The organism is Arthrobacter sp. Marseille-P9274, from assembly GCF_946892675.1.
Taxonomy (GTDB): Bacteria; Actinomycetota; Actinomycetes; order Actinomycetales; family Micrococcaceae; genus Crystallibacter.
Window position 1 is genome coordinate 379,024 of the sequence record NZ_CAMPOV010000002.1, and the last position, 22,623, is coordinate 401,646.

General features: G+C 68.5%; 19 protein-coding genes. 10 read left to right on the forward strand and 9 right to left on the reverse strand.

What is annotated here, in order from left to right:
- Nucleotides 1-9 precede the first annotated feature (9 nt).
- The 4 genes from pdhA to OC550_RS14955 all read left to right on the forward strand — a co-directional run bounded on the left by pdhA (nt 10) and on the right by OC550_RS14955 (nt 4,271).
- Nucleotides 10-1,047 carry a pyruvate dehydrogenase (acetyl-transferring) E1 component subunit alpha gene (gene pdhA / locus OC550_RS14940; protein WP_262106709.1) on the forward strand — a complete coding sequence of 346 codons (1,038 nt, stop codon included), beginning with the start codon at nt 10-12 and terminating at the stop codon, nt 1,045-1,047.
- The gene (locus tag OC550_RS14945) at nt 1,044-2,048 is read left to right on the forward strand and encodes an alpha-ketoacid dehydrogenase subunit beta (protein WP_262106710.1); all 1,005 of its coding nucleotides are present in this window, start codon (nt 1,044-1,046) and stop codon (nt 2,046-2,048) included. Before pdhA ends, OC550_RS14945 begins: the two co-directional genes overlap by 4 nt.
- Nucleotides 2,049-2,057: 9 nt before the next feature.
- On the forward strand, nt 2,058-3,524 hold the full coding sequence (locus OC550_RS14950; protein ID WP_262106711.1) for a dihydrolipoamide acetyltransferase family protein: 1,467 nt from the start codon (nt 2,058-2,060) through the stop codon (nt 3,522-3,524).
- Between the two features lie 111 nt (nt 3,525-3,635).
- Nucleotides 3,636-4,271: a uracil-DNA glycosylase gene (locus OC550_RS14955; RefSeq protein WP_262106712.1), complete on the forward strand. Its 636-nt coding sequence runs from the start codon at nt 3,636-3,638 to the stop codon at nt 4,269-4,271.
- A 138-nt stretch (nt 4,272-4,409) separates the two neighbouring features.
- On the opposite strand, the gene OC550_RS14960 is transcribed toward OC550_RS14955, so the two are convergent.
- Together OC550_RS14960 and OC550_RS14965 are read right to left on the reverse strand one after the other, a co-directional pair.
- Nucleotides 4,410-5,642 carry a glycerophosphodiester phosphodiesterase family protein gene (locus OC550_RS14960; protein ID WP_262106713.1) on the reverse strand — a complete coding sequence of 411 codons (1,233 nt, stop codon included), beginning with the start codon at nt 5,640-5,642 and terminating at the stop codon, nt 4,410-4,412.
- Nucleotides 5,643-6,057: 415 nt separating this feature from the next.
- A complete protein-coding gene (locus OC550_RS14965) occupies nt 6,058-9,537 on the reverse strand; it encodes a chitobiase/beta-hexosaminidase C-terminal domain-containing protein (protein ID WP_262106714.1) in 3,480 nt (1,159 codons plus the stop codon).
- A gap of 431 nt (nt 9,538-9,968) precedes the next feature.
- Here OC550_RS14965 and OC550_RS14970 point away from each other — a divergent pair, with 431 nt between their 5' ends.
- Together OC550_RS14970 and OC550_RS14975 are read left to right on the forward strand one after the other, a co-directional pair.
- Nucleotides 9,969-10,199, forward strand: a complete 231-nt coding sequence (locus OC550_RS14970) for a PLDc N-terminal domain-containing protein (RefSeq protein ID WP_262106715.1) — start codon at nt 9,969-9,971, stop codon at nt 10,197-10,199.
- Between the two features lie 68 nt (nt 10,200-10,267).
- Nucleotides 10,268-11,110 (forward strand): amino acid-binding protein, encoded by an 843-nt coding sequence (locus OC550_RS14975; RefSeq protein WP_262106717.1) that lies wholly within the window; start codon nt 10,268-10,270, stop codon nt 11,108-11,110.
- On the opposite strand, the gene OC550_RS14980 is transcribed toward OC550_RS14975, so the two are convergent.
- The 4 genes from OC550_RS14980 to OC550_RS14995 form a co-directional block, all read right to left on the reverse strand.
- Complete coding sequence (locus tag OC550_RS14980) at nt 11,085-12,089, reverse strand: LLM class flavin-dependent oxidoreductase (protein ID WP_262106718.1); 1,005 nt, start codon at nt 12,087-12,089, stop codon at nt 11,085-11,087. The two genes, OC550_RS14975 and OC550_RS14980, sit on opposite strands and share 26 nt — an antisense overlap.
- Nucleotides 12,090-12,296: 207 nt before the next feature.
- Entirely contained in the window at nt 12,297-12,956 is a 660-nt protein-coding gene (locus tag OC550_RS14985; protein WP_262106719.1) for an HNH endonuclease signature motif containing protein, read from the reverse strand.
- The gene (locus OC550_RS14990; RefSeq protein WP_262106720.1) at nt 12,922-13,959 is read right to left on the reverse strand and encodes a 13E12 repeat family protein; all 1,038 of its coding nucleotides are present in this window, start codon (nt 13,957-13,959) and stop codon (nt 12,922-12,924) included. The genes OC550_RS14985 and OC550_RS14990 overlap by 35 nt, the downstream gene beginning before the upstream one ends.
- Before the next feature lie 283 nt (nt 13,960-14,242).
- Nucleotides 14,243-14,698, reverse strand: a complete 456-nt coding sequence (locus OC550_RS14995) for an Lrp/AsnC family transcriptional regulator (RefSeq protein WP_262106721.1) — start codon at nt 14,696-14,698, stop codon at nt 14,243-14,245.
- A 105-nt stretch (nt 14,699-14,803) separates the two neighbouring features.
- Between OC550_RS14995 and OC550_RS15000 the strand changes: the two genes are divergently transcribed.
- The 3 genes from OC550_RS15000 to OC550_RS15010 all read left to right on the forward strand — a co-directional run bounded on the left by OC550_RS15000 (nt 14,804) and on the right by OC550_RS15010 (nt 17,033).
- A complete protein-coding gene (locus OC550_RS15000; RefSeq protein ID WP_262106722.1) occupies nt 14,804-15,463 on the forward strand; it encodes a LysE family translocator in 660 nt (219 codons plus the stop codon).
- Between the two features lie 110 nt (nt 15,464-15,573).
- The gene (locus OC550_RS15005) at nt 15,574-15,894 is read left to right on the forward strand and encodes a multidrug efflux SMR transporter (RefSeq protein WP_262106723.1); all 321 of its coding nucleotides are present in this window, start codon (nt 15,574-15,576) and stop codon (nt 15,892-15,894) included.
- A 71-nt stretch (nt 15,895-15,965) separates the two neighbouring features.
- On the forward strand, nt 15,966-17,033 hold the full coding sequence (locus tag OC550_RS15010) for an NAD-dependent epimerase/dehydratase family protein (RefSeq protein WP_262106724.1): 1,068 nt from the start codon (nt 15,966-15,968) through the stop codon (nt 17,031-17,033).
- A 161-nt stretch (nt 17,034-17,194) separates the two neighbouring features.
- Here the strand turns inward: OC550_RS15010 and OC550_RS15015 are convergent, their stop codons facing one another.
- On the reverse strand, nt 17,195-17,971 hold the full coding sequence (locus tag OC550_RS15015; protein WP_262106725.1) for a 3-hydroxybutyrate dehydrogenase: 777 nt from the start codon (nt 17,969-17,971) through the stop codon (nt 17,195-17,197).
- Nucleotides 17,968-19,344 carry an MFS transporter gene (locus OC550_RS15020; RefSeq protein ID WP_262106726.1) on the reverse strand — a complete coding sequence of 459 codons (1,377 nt, stop codon included), beginning with the start codon at nt 19,342-19,344 and terminating at the stop codon, nt 17,968-17,970. The genes OC550_RS15015 and OC550_RS15020 overlap by 4 nt, the downstream gene beginning before the upstream one ends.
- Nucleotides 19,345-19,481: 137 nt before the next feature.
- Here OC550_RS15020 and OC550_RS15025 point away from each other — a divergent pair, with 137 nt between their 5' ends.
- Nucleotides 19,482-20,411 (forward strand): LysR family transcriptional regulator, encoded by a 930-nt coding sequence (locus OC550_RS15025; protein WP_262106727.1) that lies wholly within the window; start codon nt 19,482-19,484, stop codon nt 20,409-20,411.
- 449 nt (nt 20,412-20,860) lie between these two features.
- Here the strand turns inward: OC550_RS15025 and OC550_RS15030 are convergent, their stop codons facing one another.
- Nucleotides 20,861-22,474: a BCCT family transporter gene (locus OC550_RS15030; protein WP_262106728.1), complete on the reverse strand. Its 1,614-nt coding sequence runs from the start codon at nt 22,472-22,474 to the stop codon at nt 20,861-20,863.
- Between the last annotated feature and the right edge of the window lie 149 nt (nt 22,475-22,623).

Here is a 22,623-nt window from a genome sequence, read left to right on the forward strand (position 1 = left end):
GGAGCGGCCATGAGCGAAGAAGTGCAGGATGCCCGGCAACTGACGGACTACTACGCGCAGATGGTGCTGATCCGCCGGTTCGAACTGGTGGCGGACCAGATGTACAAGCGGGCCAGGATCGGCGGCTACTGCCACCTCAACCTCGGCGAGGAGGCGACCGTCGTCGGGCTGATGGCCGCGCTGCGGGAGCAGGACTACCTCTTCACCACCTACCGCGACCACGGCTACGCGCTGGCCCGCGGCATGGAGCCCGGCCGGGTGATGGCGGAGCTGTTCGGCAAGTCCACCGGGGTGGCCAAGGGCCGCGGCGGCTCCATGCACATGTTCGATGCCGGGCTGCACATGCTCGGCGGCTACGGCATCGTCGGCGGCCAGATCCCCCCGGCCACCGGGGCCGCCCTCGCCCTGACCTACCGCACCACGGCGGGCCCGGAAGCCGGCGCCGTGCTCTGCCAGCTGGGCGACGGCACCACCAACATCGGCGCCTTCCACGAATCCCTCAACCTCGCCGCTATCTGGAAGCTGCCCATCGTCTACGCCATCGTGAACAACCGGTTCGGCATGGGCACCGCAGTGGAGGCGGCCTCCGGCGAGCCGGACCTGTACAAGCGCGGCGCCTCCTACCGGATTCCCGGCGAGCGCGTGGACGGCGGTGATCCCGTCGCCGTCCGGCAGGCCGCCGAGGCCATGCTCACCCGAGCCCGCGAGCAGCACCAACCCGGCCTGCTCGAGCTGATGAGCTACCGGCTCAAGGGCCACTCCGTCGTCGACCCGGCCAAGTACCGTTCCCAGTCCGAGGTGGAGACCGCCCAGGCCGCCGACCCGGTGCCGGCGTTCCGTGCGCGGCTGCTGGAAGCGGGCGTCCTCACCGAGGATGCGGCCAGGGAGATAGAGGACGACGCCGAGGAGAAGGTGGGTGCCGCCGTCGCGTTCGCCGAGAACTCACCCGATCCGGCGCCCTCCGAGCTCTTCGACTTCGCCTACGCCCAGGACGTGCCCAACGCGCCGCGGGCCCTGCCGGGCGACCCGCTGGAGGTGGAGCCGTGAACGCCGAGCCAGCCCCGATCACCTACCGCCAGGCGCTGAACGACACCCTGCGCGCCGAGCTCACCCGGGACCCCAACGTCATCCTGCTCGGCGAGGAGATCGGCAAGTTCGAGGGCTCCTACAAGATCACCGCCGGCCTGCTCAAGGAGTTCGGCCCGGAACGCGTCCGCGACACCCCGATCGCCGAGGAAGGCTTCGTCGGCGCCGCCATCGGCGCCGCGATGCTCGGTTTGCGCCCCGTCGTCGAAATCATGACGCTGAACTTCAGCCTGATCGCGATCGACCAGATCGTGAACCACGGCGCCAAAATCTACGGCATGTTCGGCGGGCAGACCCCGGTGCCCATCGTCATCCGGTTCCCGGGCGGCGGCGGCCAGCAGCTGGCGGCCACGCACTCCCAAAACCTCGAGGTCTGGTACGCCCACGTGCCGGGCCTGAAGGTCATCGCCCCCTCCACGCCGGCGGACGCCAAGGCCATGCTCACCGCTGCCATCCGCGACGACGATCCGGTCATCTTCCTGGAGAACCTCGCGCTCTACAACACCAAAGGCGTGGTCCCGGACGGCGAGCAGGTCGCCGAAATCGGCCGCGCCGCCGTCGTCCGCGAAGGAACGGACCTGACGGTCATCACCTACTCGCGCGGCACCCTGATCGCCCTCGAGGTGGCCCGCCGCTTCGCCGACGAAGGCATTTCGCTGGAGGTCGTGGACCTGCGCAGCCTGCGCCCGCTGGATCGTGCAGCCTTCTGCCGGTCGGTGCGCAAGACCAGCCGCGCCGTGGTGCTCGAGGACGACTGGCTCAGCTACGGCGTCGGCGCCGAAATCTCGGCCACCCTGATGGAGTGCGCCTTCGACTACCTCGACGCCCCGGTCCGCAGGGTCGCCGCGGCCGAGGTGCCGCTGCCCTACGCCAAGCCGCTCGAACTCGCCGCCCTGCCCGACGCCGAGGACCTCGTCCGCGTGGTGCGCGAAGTCCTGGCCGCAACCGGTTTCCACAGTTAGGTGACAGCCATGTCGGAAATTTTCATGCCGCGGCTCTCGGACACCATGGAAGAAGGTGTCATCGCGCGCTGGACCAAGAAGCCGGGGGACGCGGTGAAGGCCGGCGAGGTCATCGCCGAGATCGACACGGATAAGGCCACCATGGAGCTCGAGGTGTTCGAGGACGGCGTGATCGAGCAGCTGCTGGTCGAGGAGGGCGCCACGGTGCCCATCGGTCAGGTCGTCGCGCTGATCGGCACGGGTGCCCGTGGCACCGGCGGCGGGACCGGCGGTTCAACAACGACGGCGGCGCCCGCCGTGGCGGGGTCCGTCACCGAGGGCGCGGCGCAGGAAAAGGTCGGGGCGGAACCCGAGCCGGGCCAGGGACCGGTAGAGCCGGCCGGCGCGGGGCAGGCTGCCGGCGGACGGGCTGCCGGCGCCGAAGGACAGGCCGCCCGGGAGCCCGGGGCCCGCGTGCCGATGTCCCCGCTGGCCCGCAAGATCGCCCACGAGCACGGCATAGATCCGGACACGCTGGCCGGCTCGGGACCCGGCGGACGCGTGGTGCGGCAGGACGTGGAAGCCGCCATCGCCGCCCAGGCTGCCGGGGGCGCAGCCGCAGCGCAGCCGGCCGCAGCGCAGGCGGTCGCAGGCACACCCTCGGCCCGGCCTGCCGGGGCTGCAGAAGCCGGGCAGGCCGCCGGTCCCGAAGCCGGGGCAGCCGCCGGTCCGGCGGGCGCAACCCGGCCGCCCGCCGTCGTCGCCGGTCCCGCCGCCGCCGCGGTGCCGGGGGTGGAAACCGGGCAGGCCGCTGAAGCCACCGAGATACCGCTGACCCAGATGCGCAAGGCGACCGCGCGCCGGCTGACGGAGAGCGCCGCCGTCCCGCACTTTGACCTGATCATCCCCGTGACGGTGGACCCGCTGCTGGCCTTCCGGGCGGACATCAACACGCGGCTGGCCGACGACGGCGTCAAGGTCAGCGTGACGGACCTGCTGGTGCGGGCGGTGGCGGTCACGCTGCGGCGGCACCCCAAGGTCAATTCGTCCTGGGCCGGGGACAAGATCCTGCAGCACCACCATGTGCACGTCGGCATGGCCGTGGCCATCGAGGCCGGGCTGATCGTGCCGGTCATCCGGGACGCGGACGTCAAGGGCCTGGCCGTGCTGGCGCGCGAGAGCAAGGAACTGGCGGAGAAGGCCCGGACCGGCAAGCTCCGGCCCGAGGAATTCAGCGGCGGCACCTTCACGCTCAGCAACCTCGGCATGTTCGGGATCGAGCAGTTCACCGCGGTGATCAATCCGCCGGAGGCCGCCATCCTGGCGGTCGGCGCGAGCGTGGCCGCGCCCTACGTGGAGGAGGGCGCCCTGCGCGAACGCACTGTGATGCGCCTGACCATGACCTCGGACCACCGGGTGCTCGACGGCGCCGTCTCCGCGGGGTTCCTGCGGGATCTGAAGCAAACGCTGGAGGAACCGCTGCGGATCCTGCTCTGAGATAGCTTGCTAGACTAGGTAAGCCCCAAAAACACCCCACGGCGCGTCCGCATGCCCAGCAGCGGTGCGCAAACAGCTGCCCGGCACGGCGCAAGGAGATACCTCACTTTCATGACAGCCCTGGCTACCGAGTCCTTCCATGACCAGCTCTTCGACCGCCGCTACGACCCGAACGTGGCCGTGGTCAACCAGCTCTGCGACAGCCTGCAAGAGCAGAAGCCGGGCAGCGAGGTCCCGTACGTCGATCCCGGGCACAACGTAGAAGAATGCCGGATCATCAGCCTGTTCTCGAATATCGGCACCGCATCTCCTTCCGGTTTCATCACGGCCGGGGACGACGACGCCGCGACACGCCTTCTCGGCGTGCACTGGCAGCTGGGCCTGCGGCCCGAGTACGTCATGCCCTGGAACGTGCACCCCTGGTTCGTGCCCGGCCAGCCCAACGGCAAGCTCTCGCCCCAGCAGGTCACGGCGGGCCTGAAGCCGCTGCTGAAGTTCCTCGCCCTGGTGCCCCGCGCCTCCGCGCTGGTCGCCCACGGCACCGAGGCCCAGCGGCTGGCGGCGCAGCTGCTGAAGACCGAAGCCCCGCTGCTCTGGCGTCGCGGCTTCAAGACCTACAAGGTGCGCGCCCTCAGCGGCCGCTCCTTCGCCGGCTCGCCGGAGCGCCAGGCCCAGTGGCTCGGCGACATGAAGGACGCCTACGGCGACGCGATGGCCCGCACCGGCCTGCCCCGCCGCATCAAGTAGTCCGCAACCGGTCGGGTTCGGCCCGACCATTCGACGACGGCGGCGCCCGCCTTCCGCTCCCCGGCACCCTAAGGGGTGGGCAAGGGACCTCGGGCGGGCACCGCCGTCGTCAGTTGGAACTGCGGAAGGCCGCTGCCGCTAGTTCGCGAAGACGTCCTGCAGGGTGTCCTGCGGCGACCACAGCGCGACCGAATCGCCCGTGTTGTTCAGGACATTGGCGTCCCCGCCGTTGTAGTAGGCCTCGGCGGAGTTGGTGCCCGGCCCGGTGTAGACGCGCAGTTCGGCGCCCGGTTCCAGCACGTAGCCCTCGCCTACGGTCAGGATGTTGTTGGCCGCATCGCGGAGGATGTAGCCGCTGACGTCCACGCTGCGGTCGGTGGTGTTGCGCAGGACCACGTGCTCGCCGGTCTCGGCCTGCACGTCATCGCCGGCCGGGTTGTTGACGGCGCCTTCGATCTCGATCCCGGTGCTGGCCGGGAACGGCTTGTTGCCGTCCACGTAGCGCATGGTCTGGATCGGGAAATCACCGGTGACGGCGTCCACGCCGAGGTCGATGGAGTGCTGGACGGCTTCCGGCGAGTTGGCCGTGTAGACGCCGATGATGAGGCCGGCGGCCTTGGCATCCGCGACGTTCTGCTCGGTCAGCGTGCGGTAGTTGGTGCCGACCGAGTCGACGAAGGTGGCCCAGGAGTCCAGCACGGACTTGGCGGGAACGATGCTGGAAAGCTGCTGCAGCTCGATCTCCGGGGCGATCTCGGCGAACTTCCGGTTAGAGGCCTCGTCGAAGCCGAGCACCTGGATCTTGTCCGCGGCGACCAGCTTCTTCCACTTCGCGTCCGTGCGCAGTTCGTCGGCGACCAGCTGCTCCACGCCGGGAGAGTTCTTCGGGGACTTGATCTCGATGTAGACGCCGGTGTTGATGGTGGCGACCTCGGCGGCATCGTCCAGGTGCGGGATGCGCTCCCCCTCGAACTCTTCGCCGAAGTAGGAGCCCGCGTCCAGCTGTTGAAGCTCGGCCCAGGTGAAGGACGTGATCGGATCCTTGGCCCGCTCCGGGAAGACCTCTTCCACGTTGGTGGTACGGGCCGGGGTGTCGTCGTGGAACAGGAACGGCACGCCGTCCTTGCTGAGCTGGACATCGATCTCGAAGAAGTCGGCGCCGGAGGCGCGGCCGTCCTTGAAGGCGGCGACGGTGTTCTCCGGTGCGGTGCCGGCCGCACCGCGATGCCCGATGATGAGCGGTGAGGTTTCGGCAGCGGCTTCGGCCGGAGCCTCAGTCTCCTGTGCCGTGGCGGGCGCAGCGAACAGGGTGAGTCCGACGGCGGCGGCGGCCGCGGAACTGGTCAGGGTCTTGGTCAAGCGGGATGGCATGCGTCGTTCGAATCCTTCGTCGTGGTGGTTGTTTCCCCTTCGCGATGTTCACAGCCGAGTCCGTCCGGAAAGACAAATGCCCGTGAACTCAAGGTGAAACGAGCTATCGGTGGGCGCGGCTGCCACTGAAATAACTGGATTTTCAGGCTTTTAACAGGTTCTACCCCGGGTTTCCTCAAACTCCGTCCCTACATTTGAATTACCTCATCAAGGTGCGAGTGATTGAAACCCCGGTGGCCAGGAGCTTCCCCCATCTCCTGGCCGCCGGGGTTTCCCCTTGTCCGGGATCGGCCCTTACCTGCGCCTTCCCGCCGGCCGGAACCGCGGCGCCTAAGACTGGCGGAGCCGAAGCCCCGGGCACGCAGCAAGGCCCCCTGCCGCTGGCAGGAGGCCTTGCCTGGTTGGGCGGGTCGAGCTAGAAGGCCGACATGTTGTTCCAGCCCCTGCTACCGATGACGTTCCAGGTCAGCCAGCGGCCTTCCCCGTTGCCCCGGTAGAGCCACAGCGAGCCGTTCTTATTCCGGGCAAGCACATCGGCGTTGTCGTCGCCGTCGAAATCGCCGGCGCTGAAGATCGACGTCATGGAGTTCCACCCGGTACCGATCTGCTTCCAAGGCAACCAGCGGCCCTTGCCGTTGCCCGGGTACAGCCACAGCGTCCCGTTCTTGTGCCGGGCGAGCACGTCGGCGTTGTCGTCGCCGTCGAAATCACCGGCACTGAAGATCGCCGTCATGCCGTTCCAGCCCGTGCCGACCTGGACCTTCTTGAGCCAGCCGCCGTTCCCGTTGCCCGGGTAGAGCCACAGCGTCCCGTTCTTGTGCCGTGACAGCACGTCCGTGTCGCGGTCCCCATTGAAGTCGCCGGGGCTGAAGATCGACGTCATGGTGTTCCAGCCGGTGCCGGCCTGGATCCGCTTCAGCAAGCGGCCTTCGCCCGTGCCTGGATAGAGCCATAGCTTGCCCGCCCGGTCGCGGGCGAGGACATCGGCATCGCCGTCGCCGTCGAAGTCGCCGGGGCTGAAGATCGACGTCATCGTGTTCCAGCCGCTGGCGCCCATCTTGATCTTCGGCAGCAGACGGCCTTCCCCGTTGCCCGGGTAGAGCCACAGGACGCCCTGGCTGTCGCGGGCGATGACGTCCACGGCGTTGTCGCCGTTGAAGTCGCGGTTGTCGGAGATCCGGCCGGATGAGCCGCCCGGAGTCTCCCCGCCGGGTTCAGCCGGGTTCTCGGTGCCAGGATCGCCCGGATCGCCCGGGTTCTCCTCGCCCGAGCCGTCTGCGGCTTCGAAGGTCCACGCACCGATGTCGCTGACGTTCCCGGCCTGGTCAATCGCGATCGCCCGCAGCGTGCTCGCCCCCGTGACCTCCATGGGGCCGGAATAGGACAGGCTCTGGTCCGTGGGCTGCGATCCGTCCAGCGTGTAGTAGATCGCCGCATTCTCACTGGCGGTCAGGGTCACCAGGCTGCCCGCGGCGAGTGTCCCGCCCGCCGGATCAGCTGTGACGGCCGGAGCCGTGAAGTCCAGCGTGTAGGTTTCCGTGACGATGTCCGAGGCCACGCCGTTGAAGGCGATGAACTTCAGGGTGGTCGCACCCTCGGCGGTGATGTCGATCGGACCCGTGTACAGCGTGCTGTCCGTGTCCGGATCGGTCCCGTCGGTAGTGAAGAAGATCTGCGCCCCTGCGGGATCGGCCGCCAGCTCGATGGCCTGCGGTGCGGCGAACGTTCCGCCGGCCACGCTGGCCGCTGCCGTTGCGGGAGCCGGAGCCTCCGCGCCCGCCGTGCGGCCCTGGACGATGAACTCTTCGGTCTCGCCGACGATGGCCGGGGAGTCCAGTTCGGCCCCGGTGCCGTCGGTGAGCTGCTCGATGCGGAAGACGTTGGTGTTGAACGGGCTGCCGACAACGGCGTGCGGCGTGGTGCCGTCGCCCAGGTAGCCTGCCGGCGCACCTTCGGTCCAGCGCAGGAACGGCCCGATCTTGGCCTCAAGCAGCGGCGTGAAGTCGCCGTTGCCGTTCATGCTGCCCAGGTCCTCGGTGAAGTTGATGTCGCCGACCTCGTCCGCGGCCACCTCCAGCACTCCGTACGGATGGGTGATCCGGTACGTGGCGCCGGGCACGAAGACCCCGTCGCCACGGACCCGGATGCGGCCAAATGCCACCTGGTCGCCGTCACGGACTTCCTCTGCGGCCCACGCGGCCTCAGAGGCCAGGGTCAGTCGGATGTCTTCCGCGCCAATCGTCATTTCCGCATCCGCGGCCCACCAGAACGCTTCACCGGGGAAGTTGTCCGGGAAGGACGCCGGCTGCGCCGGATCGGGCAGTACGTCGACTATCGGGCAGAGCGGATCATCCAGGCACAGCTCCAGCCGGACCGGATCCTGGCCTTCCCAGCCGTTGTCCTCAAGCCACTGCGGGAAGCCGTGGTCACCGACCGGGCCGACCGCCTTGAGGTTGTGGATGACGTAGCGGAAGGATCGGATCTCCCCGGCTGCGCCCGTGCCGTCGACCGACACTGCGCGCAGCGTCGCCGTGCTCGCGATGGTGAACGGGTCGCTGTACAGGCGGGTGCTGCCCTCGGGCTGGCCGTCCGCGGTGAACCTCGGAGCGGAGCCGTCCAGCGTGTAGAAGATCGATGGCGCCTCGCCCGTCTGGGTGGTTCCGGTCAGGGTCACCGTCTGGGGCCCGGCCATCGGGCCCTCGGCCGCAGGTGTCGCCTCGATCCACGGCTTGGTGGCGTCGAGTTCGTACGTCTCGCTGTAGATTTCGGTGGTCTCTCCCGTGGCCGGGACCACGGCGAGGTACTTCAGCGTGGTCGTGCCCGGCGTATCGAGGGTAACGACGGCGGCGGCGTCCTTGTTGCCAGCATCCGGAACGTACTCGAGGCCGTTGACTACCGCGCCGGCCTCGCCCACCTGCGGGTCGGTGCCGTCGGTCGTGTAGACGATCTTGGCTTCCTCCGGGAAGGAGGCCTGGATCTTCACGTCCTGGGCGGCGTTGTAGAGCCCACCGCGCTTGTCCACGCCGGCTTCCAGCGTGGCGATCTTGCCCTGGACCGCGAAGAGGTCCGTCTGTGCGGTTGCCATGGCTCCGCCCGCGGTGAAGACGCCCTCCACCCGGAAGAAGTTCGTGCCGTTCGGGCTGCCAACCACCTGATGCTGCACATTCGGGTCACCGATAAACCCTTCCGGCGCGGCGGGCGCCACGGCGGGATCCCAGCGCAGGAACGGGCCGATGCTGCCGTCCAGCGGCTCGTCCCAGGTGCAGGGCTGCTGCAGGCAGCCGATGTCCTCAGTGTGGCGAACGCGTCCGCGGTCGTCGGCGACCAGAGTCTCGGTGCCGTAGGGATGGGTGAACGTATAGCTCTGGCCAGGCACGCCGTCGTCAATGCGGATCCGCAGGCGGGCAAAGCCGTTCTGCTGGCCCGCGGCCACTTCGCCGGCACCGCCGAACGCGGCCTCCTGCGCCAGGACCAGGAGGGCCTGGCCGCCGCCGGGCAGATCCATCTCGGCCTCGGCGGACCACCAGAAGGACTCCTCCGGGAAGTTGCCCGGGATCGCCAGCGGCTGGGTGTTGTCGTAGTCGACGCCGATCACCGGGCAGCCGACGGCGTCGAGGCACAGCTCCAGGCGGACCGGATCCAGTCCGGCTTCGGGGATGCCGGTGTCGCCGTACCAGTACGGGTAGCCGTTGTTCGGGTTAACCGGGCCAACGCCCTCGGGTGCAACATTCAGCGCGGCCGGGAGCATCCCGCCCGGACCGGCCTGTGCGACGGCGGGCGGCAGGATGCCGAGCCCGGAAACAAGGACGGCGCCGGTGGCAGCTACTGCCGCTGCCTTCCGCCGGAAATGCCAGTGCACGGCAGGCCTGCCGCGCAGTTCAGGTTGTGACGTCATGAATCCCCCTAGTGCGAATGTTGCCCCTTGCGGAAGCGGGCGATCGGCCCCGGCTCCCGCCACTAGACTTGCTTCGCGACGCTGGAAAATCCTTGCAGCAGCCTCCCGCGAGCTGCGGAGGCACCGGTTCACAGCGTTTTAACAGCTTTCGTAAAGCCTGTGTCCAAACGGCAGTCCTACGGTGGAACCACCTCTTGAAGAGTGCGAGTGGTGTCAAAGCACCGGCTGGCAGGAATTCCCCCCAACGTCCTTGCCAGCCGGTGCTTTTCTCGTTCCCACAGGAAAATCCCATGCCCGGCGTCGTAGGCTGCACCAAATCTCATACCTACGGCGGATGCCCGGAGCCCGTCGGGTTACTTATGCTCTTTGCGGGGCGCCGTCGAGGGGAGGGCCCCGGCAGGACCGGCTTTTCGCCGGAAATAGGGGGACGCATGGAATTCGATCCGGTGCTGTGGGTCATGGCTCTGCTGAGCGCCGGGCCGTTCGCCCTGGCTGTCACGGCGGGCGCCATCGTCAGCATCTTCCGCAGCCATTTCAGCGGCCCGAGGACGGCAGGGTGGATCCTGCTGGTCGTGCTCCTGCCGCTTCTCGGCCCTGCCTTTTGGTTCGGCCGCCACCTGCTCCAGCGGCTTCCAACCGGCGTTGCCCGGACCCCCGGTTAGCGGCAGATGTTCGCGCGGCGTGACGCCGCCGCAATCACTGCGAAACACCGCACCGCCATGATGGCTGCATGACGCGCCGAACCACAACCAACGCCCACACCGACCTGCTCTGCAGCGCCTGCGGCCAGTTTCCCGAGCCGCCCAAGTCCCGCCTCGTAGTGGCCAACCTTGCGGCAGTGCTGCCCATCGAGCTGCTGGTCCATGCCGCCGTCCTCAGCGCGGAGCTGCCCTACTTCTGGAAGGTCCTGACCCTCGCGGTCACGACGACGGTGCTGGTCATGTGGGTCGCCGAGCCGTCCGTCGCCCGTTTGCTGCGCCGCTGGCTCCATGCCGCGGCACTCAAGCACCGCCGTCGTTATGACGCCGCTCCCGCGCTGTGGCGGGCCCGCACCGTCGTCGACGACCGCCCCGGCTCGCTCGAACGCATCACGCACGCGCTGAGCTGCCTGGACGTCAACATCCTCAGCATCCAGGTGCACCCGGTGGTCGGCGGGGCGCTCGACGAGTTCGTCCTCTCGACACCGGCGGGCACCACCGAGCAGGACCTGCTGGATGCGCTCGAGGCCGGCAGCGGCCGCCGCCCGCGGGTCTGGACCACCACCGCGCTGGCCCTCGCCGACGGCCAGACCCGGGCGCTTGGCCTGGCCGCCAAGGTCGCGGCCGATCCCGACGCGCTGCCGCACGCCGCCGCGTCGCTGCTCTCTGCCGTCGTCCTGGACGACGACACCGCGCGCAGCCTGCCGCTCCTGCCGAAGGACGGCACGGTCTTGAAAATCCCGACCGTGTGGGGCGCCCCGCTGCTCCTATCCCGCCCGGACGAGCCGTTCACTCCCGCCGAATCCGCCCGCGCCCACCGGCTCGCGGAACTGGCGGAAACCGTACAGCTTACCGGGCGGAGCCAGCGGGAGTGACCAACCCGACGGCCCGGGCGGTCAGCTCCACAGAGCGCAGCCGCTGCTCCACCGTCGGGGCCTGGTGCGCGACGATGAGCTCGTCCGCGTCGGCGTGCTTGGCGAAACCCTCAAGGTATTCGCGGACCGCATCGGGCGTCCCCACGGCCGTGTACTTGACCATCTGCTCCACGTGCTGGCCCTGCGGCGACTCAAGCACCATGTCCGCTTCCTCGTCGGTGAACTTCCGGCCGCGGCCGAACAGCAGCCCGACGCGGGCACGCCGGACCACCTGGAACTGCGCCTGCGCGTCCTCGTTGGAGTCGGCGGCGATCGCGTTCACGCCGGCGATCACATAGGGCTCGGCCAGCTGCTCCGACGGCTGGAATTCGCGGCGGTAGGCTGCCACGGCGTCGTTCAGCGCGGCCGGTGAGAAGTGCGAGGCGAACGAATAGGGCAGCCCGAGCGCGGCGGCCAGTTTGGCGCCGAACAGCGACGAGCCCAGGATGTAGAGAGGCACGTTGGTCCCCTTGCCCGGCGTCGCATCGACCCCGGGGATCCGCGAGTTGCCGGTCAGGTAGCCCTGCAGCTCCAGCACGTCCTGCGGGAAGGTCTCGGCGCTCATCGGGTCCCGCCGCATTGCGCGCATGGTCTGCTGGTCGCTGCCCGGCGCCCGGCCCAGGCCAAGGTCGATCCGCCCCGGGTGCAGGGTCTCCAGGGTGCCGAACTGCTCCGCGATGGGCAGCGGCGCGTGGTTGGGCAGCATGATGCCGCCGGCGCCCAGCCGGATCCTCTTGGTGTGCGCCGCCACGTGCGCGATCAGCACGCTGGTCGCCGAGGACGCGATGCTCGCCATGTTGTGGTGCTCGGCGTACCAGACCCGCCGGTAGCCCAGTTCCTCGGCAAGCTGCGCCAGCCTGACGCTGCCGTCCAGGCTTTCCCGCACCGTCTCGTCCTTGCCGATCGTTGCGAGGTCGAGGATGGAGAGGGGAACAGTCATGTCGCGGACCGGCCTTTCGTCGTCTTGTGTGGTGTCCGGACGCGGGAGCGGCGGACACTGGAGACAACGACGCCGGTGCCCCGGTTATTTCAGCCCGTCCCGGTGACGGGGCGTACGTACCGCTTTGCCGCCCGTCCTAGCTGGTTAAGCCCGGTGTCTGATGTGGGCCGGTTTCTGATGTCGGGTATAGGTGGTGTTATCACGTTTCTACCAAGGAGGCGTCGCCGGTTGCAGTGGCCCGTCGCCGAAGGGCCGGGTCCAGCCGTCGGTTGATTCGACCGGCGCCACTGCGGGAGGCGCCGCGGCAGTGCCCAATGGCGGAGACAGTTCCAAAGGCGGGCTCGAACCGTCACTCCCTCGTGCGGGGACAGCCGGTCGTTCGGCGCGTTTGAGGTCGGGCGGGAAGCGGTATCTGTTGCGTCGCGGGACTTGTGAGGGGTCGATGTAGGCGGGCGGGATGAACCACGGTATGCCGTCCATCGATTCGATGATCCAGTCTCCGGCGTGGACCAGGTGATGGTGGAAGGAGCAGAGGAGCACGCCGTTTGCGACGGAGGTGCGGCCTTTGTGCTTTTTCCAGTAGCGGATGTGGTGGGCTTCGGTCCAGTGGGCTGGCATGGTGCAGCCGGGGAAGGCGCAGCCCTTGTCGCGGGCGACGAGGGCGCGGCGCTGGGCGGGGGTGAAGAGGCGCTGGGCGCGTCCGATGTCGAGGACTTCGCCTTTGCCGCCGAACACGATGGGGATGAGGTCGGCGTCGCAGGCCATCTTGCGGACCGTGCGGGGTGTGATGAGTCCGGTGAAGACGGCCTGGCCGGTGGTGCCGGCTTCGGTTTTACTCATGAGGTCCTGGTAGTCGATGGTGACCATGACCTGCGGGCGGTGGCCCTCCGCTGGCGGGAAGCTTGTCCGTGGACAGCGCGATCTGGCAGGCTCCGACCAGACCCTGGAGCAGCAGTTGGGGCCGGGTGGGATTCGGCCAGCCCGGGGGCGGTCCGGCTTCTCCGGCGGGATCGGCTGCCGCTTCGCTTGCCTCCCCGGCGGCGCCGTCGGTGAGGTGGCCGGGGCTGCTGTCGGTGGCCTGGAGGTTGCCGGCTTCGGGTGAGAAGGTGGTTTGCAGGCGCGGGTTGGTTGCCGTGTTCATGGCGGTGATCAGGTGTTCGTACTGTTCATCCGTGGCTCGCACTTCGAAACGGTGCAGGCCCCAGCGCTTCCCTTTCACAAACACACCCTGCTGGGCGGTGAGCTGTTCGGTGCTGGGTTCGCGTCCGTCCGGGTCGATGGCAGCTTCCCAGCTCCGGGCGACGATGCGGAGCGTATCCAGGTCCGCCTCCGCCGCCTGCCGGGTCAGCTGTTCCTCCATGGCGGCCAGGTGGTCCGGGGCGGCTACCGGGCGGATGCGTTCGAGGGTGTCATGGATGAGGGTGGCGGCCGTGCCGCCGATCTCCGATGCCGCCAGCCCGGCTGCGAGGTGTTCGTACTTCGGCGGGGCCTCGCCGCCGGAGATGAGGGTGTGCGGCATGGTGCCGGCACCGACGCGGATGCGGCGGCGGGCTTCGGTCCGGCTGATCCGCAGCCGGGCCCGGAGGTAGTCCGCGGTGTCCCGGAATTCGGTCTTTGACTCCGGGTTGCCCGGGTCCCGGCCGAACAGGCTCGCTACGCCCTGCTGCTCGATGGCATGCGCGCCGGTGACCTGCAGTTGCTCGACGGTCCTGGAGAAGTCCTCGAAGAGTCCCACGCATTCGGCCAGCACCCCAGGGGTCTCAAGGGCCGCCGCCTCGCGGAAGACCGCGGCGAATTCCTGCAGTTGGTCGCGCATCGAAGCGAGGAAGCCGGTGACTTCCTCGGTCGCTTCGAATGCCGCTATTGCCATGCATTAACGCTATTGAATGCCTATCCGAAGTGCACCTGAAATTAGGCCATGTGTAGGGCAAGTGGGAATCACCAATCAGCCGGAAGCCACTTTCCAGAAGCGGGTGAGTGGCTTCCCGTTCGCTGAGCTTGGAACAGGCCATTTCCAGGCGGCGGGCATGGGCCCAGCATGCCGATCAGCCAGAGCCGGAAGCCCCAATAGGGCCTGCAGCGCGAGCCGCCGTACCCGCAGCCGGCGTTCGCGAGGGACTGCCTCAATGTGAGACTTCATAGGACTTGGTCAGCTAGATGGGCAGGCCGGCGTTCGCCTTCAGGTTCTTCATGACGATGGTCGACTGCAGCTTCTCCACGGCCGGCAGGTCCGTGAGCTCCTCGTCGTAGAACTTCTGGTAGGCCGCCAGGTCCGGCGCGACGACCTTGAGCTGGTAGTCGATGTCGCCGAAGAGCCGCAGGGCCTCGATGATGTGCGGATTGGCGCTGACCTTCGCCTCGAAGTCCGCGAGGGTGGCCCGGTCCACTTGGCGCAGGCTGACGAAAACGATCGCCTCGAAGCCGAGCCCCAGCGCCCCGGCGTCGAGGTCGGCCCGGTAGCCGCGAATGACGCCCTTGGACTCCAGCTCACGCAGCCGCCGGTGGCAGGGAGCCACCGTGAGGCCGATCTTCGATGCGAGCGCAGTAGCAGTCATTCGCCCGTCCTGCTGGAGCTCGCGCAAAATACTTCGATCAATTGCATCTACCACGCAAGAACCTTACCCTTCAGCCCGCATGTTGCGCGAAAACAGCAAGCACTTCCGCGAGCGTTTTCCCTACAGTTGGCTCGTCGCCAACTTCGAAGGAGTTCCCCCGTGGACCAGCAGCTGTACCTGGGCTTCGCCGCCGTCGCCATCACGCTGGCCTGCACCCCGGGAGCGGACTGGGCCTACTCCATCGCAGCGGGCCTGAACCAGCGCAGCTTCGCCCCGGCCATCGCCGGGCTCTGCAGCGGCTACGTGGTGCTCACGCTGCTCGTGACGGCCGGCGTGGCCGCCGTGATCGCCAGCGTGCCCGCCCTGCTGGGGTGGCTCACCGTCGCGGGCGCCGCCTACCTGCTCTGGCTGGGCTTCAGCACCGCACGTTCCTGGCGCGCGGCGGCGTTCTCGAGCATGGAGCAATCCGGGTCCTCGCGCCTGCGCAGCTTCTTCCGCGGCCTGGGCACCAGCAGCATCAACCCGAAGGGGCTGCTCCTGTTCCTCGCGCTCGTCCCCCAGTTCATCAACCCGGCGGCTGCGCTGCCTGCCCCGGTGCAGCTGGGCGTCCTCGGGCTGTCCTTCGTGCTGATGGCCGCCGTCGTCTACGCCATGGTGGCGCTGGCGGCAAAGAAACTGCTGCAGTCCCGGCCCGCCGCCGCCCGCGCCGTCACGCTGGCCAGCGGCCTCATCATGATCGTCCTCGGCGCAGCCCTGCTGTTCGAACAGGTCGCCCCGCTCATCGCCGACAGCCCGCTCCTGGCCGCCTCTTCGTTCTGACACAGCCGGGACTCCGGCAGGTGAAAGACTGCTGGGAGAACGAAGACCGACAAGGGGAACCCCTGACCGCCTGTACATGACTGGCCGAGGGGCATGAAAGGCAATGGCACATGGGTTATGTCTTCCTGCTGCTCGCAATCGCCGCCGAAGTCTTCGGCACGAGCCTGCTGAAATCGACCGAAGGCTTCAGCAGGCTGTGGCCAACCGTCCTGTGCCTCACGGCCTACGCGGCCTCGTTCGCGCTCCTCGCGCAGGTCGTCAAGAGCGTGCCGGTAGGAGTGGCTTACGCCCTCTGGTCCGGCCTAGGAACCATAGCCATCGTCGCCATCGGTACTGCCTTCCTGGGCGAGCCCATCAGCCTCGTTAAGGTCCTCGGGATAGGCCTGATCGTGGCCGGGGTCGTGGTGCTCAACCTCGGCGGCGCGCACTAACCTGCCGGCCGCCGCCCGCAACTTCGGCCGACCGCCTACAGTCTGTCAGTAGCCGGGCGTAGGGTGGGCCCATGCGGATCGCGATCATCGGAGCAACCGGCAATGTAGGGACCGCTGTGCTGCGGCGGATCAAGAGGGCGGCGGCCACACGCCCCGGAGGTGTGGAGCTGGTGGGCATCGCGCGGCGGCTGCCGGACACGTCCCGGGAACCGTACGACGGCGTGGCCTGGCACAGCATCGATGTCGCCTCGGAGTCGGCGCGCGAAAAGCTGACGGCGGCACTGGCCGGGTGCGACGCCGTCGTACATTTGGCCTGGCTCCTCCAGCCGAACCGCGACGAAGAGTTCATGCGCCGGGTCAACGTCGACGGCACGGCCAACGCCCTGGCCGCGGCCGCGGCCGCAGGCGTGAAGCAGTTCGTTTGCGCCTCCTCGCTCGGGGCGTACAGCCCGGGGCCGAAGGACCGGCCGGTGGACGAGAGCTGGCCCGCGCGCGGCATCGCGAGCTCGCACTACAGCCGGTTCAAGGGCGAGCAGGAGGCGCTGCTGGACGGCTTCGAACGCAGCCACCCGGAGATCAAAGTCGCCCGCCTGCGCCCGGGCCTGATCTTCCAGACCGACGCGGGCTCCTCGATCGGCCGCTACTTCCTGGGCCGGGCCATCCCCAAGTTCTTCCTCAACAAGGTGCGCCCGCCGCTGCTGCCGTTCCCGCGGGAGTTCGTGTTCCAGGCCGTCCATTCCGACGATATTGCCGATGCGTACTGGCGCGTTGTGGACCAGGGCGCCAGCGGGCCCTTCAACATCGCTGCGGACCCGGTGATCACTCCCCAGCTGCTGGGCGGATTCCTCGGCGCCAGGCGCGTGCTGCATGTGCCGGTGCCGCTGGTCCGCGCCTTGGTGGGTGCGGCATGGTCACTGCGCCTGGTGGCCATGGATCCGGGATGGGTGGACATGGCCCGCTTCGCTCCGGTGATGAAGACCACCCGGGCCCGTGAGGAGCTGGGCTGGGTTCCCGCGAAGACCTCGCTCGAGGCCCTGCAGGAGGTGCTGGACGGTCTGAGCTCGGGCGACGGGGTCGGCGGGTCCCCGGTGCTGTACGGCCGCGGGGACCTGGAGTCCGCGGAGCCAGCCCCGCGCTGAGCCGGGCCGCTCCCGGACGGCAGGACTGGCCGCATGCGGCGAGGCATCGGAGGCAGGCTTCCGGCGCCGGGTAACACGAAAGCCGGCGGCGAACCGCCGGCGACCCGTCCAAAAGACGGGCCGCCGGGCATGCTGCTGGCTGGTTGTGCGCGGGCTGCCTCCTACCGGGCGGACCAGCCGCCGTCCATGGTGTAGCTGGCGCCGGTGACCATGGCCGCGTCGTCGGACGCCAGCCAGGCCACCAGCGAGGCCACTTCATCCGGTTCGACCAGCCGCTTGATGGCGCTCTCGGTCAGCATGATCTTGGCCAGCACCTCCGTCTCCGGGATGCCGTGCAGCCGAGCTTGGTCACCGATCTGCTTCTCCACCAGCGGCGTGCGTACGTAGCCGGGATTGACGCAGTTGCTGGTCACGCCGTGGGGGCCGCCCTCCAGGGCGGTCACCTTGGACAGGCCCTCGAGCCCGTGCTTGGCCGTGACGTAGGCGCTCTTGAAGGCCGAGGCGCGCAGCCCGTGCACGGAGGAGATGTTGATGATCCGCCCGAACTCGTTTGCGTACATCTTCGGCAGCGCCGCCCGTACCAGCAGGAACGGGACCTCCAGCATCAGTGTGATGATCCGGCGGAAGTCCTGCGGGTCGAACTCCTCGATGGGGCTCACCCGCTGGATGCCGGCGTTGTTCACCAGGATGTCCACGCCGTCCAGCGCCTCGGACAACCGGGCCTCCGAGACTGCTTCCGGATCCAGCAGGTCCACCACCCAGGCGGAGCCGCCGAGCTCGGCGGCGGCCGCCTCGGCCCCCTCACGGTCTCGGTCGGCGACGACCACGTGGGCCCCTCGGGCGGCCAGCGCCTTGGCCGCGGCAAGGCCAATCCCGCCCGCGCCGCCGGTGACGAGCGCGCGGCGGCCCTTCAGCGCCTGCCCGTCCGCGGCGGTCACCGGGCCGCCTGTGCGTTGGTGTCGAGTCCGTGCTTGCGGGCGTCTTCGGCGTCCACATCACGCAGGGACAGGCCCTTGGTCTCGCGCAGCGTCAGGACCGTCGCGGCGGTGATGGCGCAGGCGACCAGGACGTAGACGGCCACGGCAACCCAGCTGCCGGTTTCCTGCAGCAGCGCGGTCGCGATGATCGGCGCCAGCGAACCGGCCAGGATTGAGGTCACCTGGTAGCCGAGCGAGACGCCGGAGTAGCGCATCCGGGTCGGGAACATCTCCGCCATGATGGCCGGCTGGCCGGCGTACATCAGGGCGTGGAAGCACAGACCGATGGTCACGGCCAGGATGATCACCAGGGGGTTGAGCGTGTCGAACATCGGGAAAGCGAAGAAGGCCCAGGTCGCGGACAGGACGGCGCCGACCAGGTAGACCGGCTTCCGGCCCAGCGAATCCGCCATGCGGCCGACCTGCGGAATGACCAGGAAGTGGACCACGTGGGCGATCAGCAGCGCCAGCAGCAGCTGGCTCGTGTCGTACTGGTGCACGGTCTTCAGGTACACGATCGTGAAGCTGACGATGATGTAGTAGATGATGTTCTCGGCGAACCGCAGTCCCATGGCCTTCAGGACGCCCTTCGGGTACCGCTTCACCACCTCGAACACGCCGTAGCTAACGGACTTCTCGGACTCCACCTGTGCACGGGCCTCAAGGAAGATCGGTGCCTCGCTGACATGCGTGCGGATGTAGTAGCCGACGATGACGATGACGGCGGACAGCCAGAACGCCACGCGCCAGCCCCAGCTCAGGAACTGGTCGGGCGGGAGGATCCAGGACATGCTCAGCAGGACCAGAGTGGCCAGCAGGTTGCCCACCGGCACCGCGGCCTGCGGCCAGCTGGCCCAGAACGCGCGCTGCTTATTCGGGCTGTGCTCGGCCACCAGCAACACCGCGCCGCCCCATTCGCCGCCGACCGCGAAGCCCTGGATGAACCGCAGGATGACCAGCAGCGCGGGTGCCCAGTAGCCGATCGAGTTGAAGCCGGGCAGGCAGCCCATGAGGAAGGTGGCCACGCCGACCAGGATGATGGTGACCTGCAGCGTGTGCTTGCGGCCCAGCTTGTCGCCGATCTGGCCGAACACGATGCCGCCCAGCGGCCGCGCGACGAAGCCGACGGCGTAGGTCAGGAAGGCGGCAATGATGCCGTCCAGCTCGGAGCCGGTATTCGGGAAGAAGAACTGCCCGAACACCAGCGAGGCGGCGGTGGCGTAGAGGAAGAACTCGTACCACTCCACCACCGTGCCGACCATCGAGGCGGCAACAATCTTCTTCAAGCCCGATCGCTCCGTCTGCGCGGCAGCCGCGGGTTGGTTCACGCTCATGCGAGCACTCCTTTGTGTCCTTGACTTGCTGTAAGTTTTGTGACGCGAGACACGCCAATGGCCTCACTCGAGTATCGACTGAGACCGAGTGTGCAGCAATGACTACTTCCGCAGACTGAGAGTGCAGAATTGCAGATATGGGAACGTCGCCAGCGCCCAACCCCGACGACCTGCTGATCCTGCTCGCCGTGGCACGCAGCGGGAGATTTACGACGGCGGCGGAGGGCTTGGGCCTGAACCACACCACTATTTCGCGCAGGATTGCGGCCCTGGAGAAGGTGCTGGGCGGCCGGGTGCTGGCCAGGACGGTGGGCGGCTGGGAACTGACCGAGCTGGGCCGCCGCGCGGCCGGAGCCGCGGAACACATCGAGACCGCCGTCGCCAGGATCCACGAAGGCGAGAAAGAAACGGACCAGGTTTCCGGCGTCGTCCGCGTTTCCGCCACTGACGGCTTCAGCGGCTACATCATTGCCCCGGCGGTGGCCATCCTCCGCCGCACGCACCCCAACCTCAGCGTGGAGATCGTCAACGTCACCCGGCGGGCGCTGCAGCACCGCTCCGGGCTGGACATCGAAGTGGTGGTCGGCGAGCCCCAGGTGCACCGGGCCGAGGCCGTCTGCCTGGGCCAGTACATGCTCGGAATGTACGCATCGCGCAGCTACCTCGAGGAGAACGGGACGCCGGCCGATGCCCGCGAGCTCACCCGGCACGGCCTGGTCTACTTCGTCGACTCCATGCTGCAGGTCGACGCGCTGGACGCGCCGCGCCGGCTGGTGCCCTCGATGCAGGACTCGCTCAGCTCCACCAACGTCTTCGTGCACGTCCAGGCCACCCGGGCCGGCGCCGGCATCGGCTTCCTACCCTGCTTCATGGCGGACCCCCATCCGGACCTGGTCCGGCTGCTGCCGGACGACTTCGCCGAACTGCTGCCGTACTGGATGGTGCTGCGCCCCGACTCGCTGCGCCAGCCCGCCGTCGCCGCCGTCGCCAGAGCCCTGCGAGCGCGGACCGCCGCCTTCGAGCCCGAACTGCTCGGCCGCGGCCCCGGCTCCGGCACCGGCACCTGACCGCACCGGCACCGGCTGCCGCCCAGGCCGCCTCATGCCAGCCCGCCTCCCGCTGCCGCCCAGTCCGCCTCATGCCAGGTCGCCTCCCCTGCTTGCCGGCCCGCCTTGCCTCCCGGCCCGACTCATCGAGCGACCCCCTCCCGGCGACGGAAACGGTGCAGGTCTTGCCGACGGCCCGGGATAAAACCGCTCGTCAGGGGGCTTGCCGCCTTCCAAGAACTGCACTTCTTCCGCCAAACCTGCACGTTCCCCGTCGCCCACGAGCCCTGCCTGCTCCGACCCGGCGGCATTGAAGGCGCTTAAGCGGGTGAGCCCCCGGCGTTGGCCGGGGGCTCACCCATGGGAGGGATCAGGGCAGGGTCGGCTCCGGGATCATCCGGCGCCAGTCCGGCGCGTGGTCCGGCGCGTGGTCCGGCGCCAGGTCCTCGCCCGGGTCATGGTCCCTGGCGTCAGGGCCGGTCGCGGTCCTCGCCGGGTTTGTCGACCGTGGTGATCGATCCAGTCTCCGTCGGCTCGGCGAAGGGCACGGTGCTGGGGACCGTCACCGCTCCCCGGACCGGGCCGATCCGCCGCTGCCGGAGCGGGTCGCGCCTCAGGTCGGCGTAGAGGGCTACGCAGAGGCCGATGATGATGATCACGAACGGGCTGGCCGCGAGGATGGTGAAGGTCTGCAGCGCCCCGAGTCCGCCGACGAACAGCAGCACGGCGGCCACGGTTCCGGTGAGGATGGCCCACATGAGCACCAGCGGGGTCCACGGTTCCTTGGTTCCCCGCGAGGAGAGCGTGCCGAGCACCAGCGAACCCGCGTCGGCACCGCTGATGAAGAACACAGCGGTCAGCACCATGACCACCAGCGCCGCGCCGAAGAAGAACGGGTACTGCTGCAGGGCGGCGAAGAAGCCTGCGGCTTCGTTGCCGGTGCCGGCGATGTCCACGCCGCCGAGCTGCAGGTGGATGCCGGCGCCGCCGAAGATGGTGAACCAGATCATGCTGACGGCGGTGGGGACCAGCAGCACGCCCAGCACGAACTCGCGGACCGTGCGGCCCCGCGAAATCCTGGCGATGAAAGTGCCCACGAACGGCGTCCAGGAGATCCACCAGGCCCAGTAGAAGATGGTCCAGCTGGCCAGCCACTCATGTCCGCCGAAGACGCCGGAGTTGAAGCTCATCTCCACGAAGTCCGAGAAGTAGGCGCCGACCGAGGCCGGAATCAGGTCGAGGATGAACACGGTCGGACCGACCACGAACACGAAGACCACCAGCACGAAGGCCAGGACCATGTTGGTGTTGCTGAGCCACTTGATGCCGCGGGAGACGCCGCTCGCGGCCGAAATCACCACGCCCACGGTCAGCACGCAGATGATGATGATCGGCACAGCCGTGCCCGGGTCCTCCTGGAACTGCCCGGTCCGCAGCAGGGCCAGGCCGGCCGCGATCTGGAGTGCGCCCAGGCCCATCGACGTTGCGGAACCGAACTTGGTGCAGATGATCGCCAGGATGTCGATCGGCTTGCCCCAGCCCTTGTCCTCGATCCGCTCGCGGCCGAACAACGACTGGAACGGCGAGCTCATCAGGTTGCCGCGGCCCATCCGGTAGGTCGAGTACGCCAGCGCCAGGCCAACGACGGCGTAAATCGCCCAGGGGTGCAGGCCCCAGTGGAAGAACGTGTAGGCCATGGCGGTGCTGGCCGCCTCCTGGCTGCCGGGCTCGACATTGGCGAACGGCGGCGGCGACGCCAGGTGGGTGACCGGTTCGTACACGCCGAAGAACATCAGGCCGATCCCCATGCCGGCGCTGAACATCATGGCCACCCAGGACAGCGTGGAGAACTCGGCCTCCTCGCCCTCGCGGGAGAGCGGGATGTTGCCGTAGCGCCCGAAGGCCAGCACCAGGGAGAAGACCACGAACCCCGTGGCACCGAGCACGAACAGCCAGCCGAACGACGTCGTTACCCACGCCAGCGCGGCGGCCGCCGCGGTCTCCACCGCCTCCGTGAAGAAGATTCCGAGCAGGCAGACCACCGCGATGATGCCTACCGAAACCCCGAAAACTGTTTTATCCACCGTCGCGAATCCCTTGGCGGGAGGAGCGGAAACGGTGTCCCCCAGCCTGGATTGTGCGCTTTCACCGGACGGTTCGTTGCTCATGAATACCTCGCTGGTAGCGGTCGGTTCCTTGCCCGGCGGGACGGAATGTCCACTCTTTCCTCTCT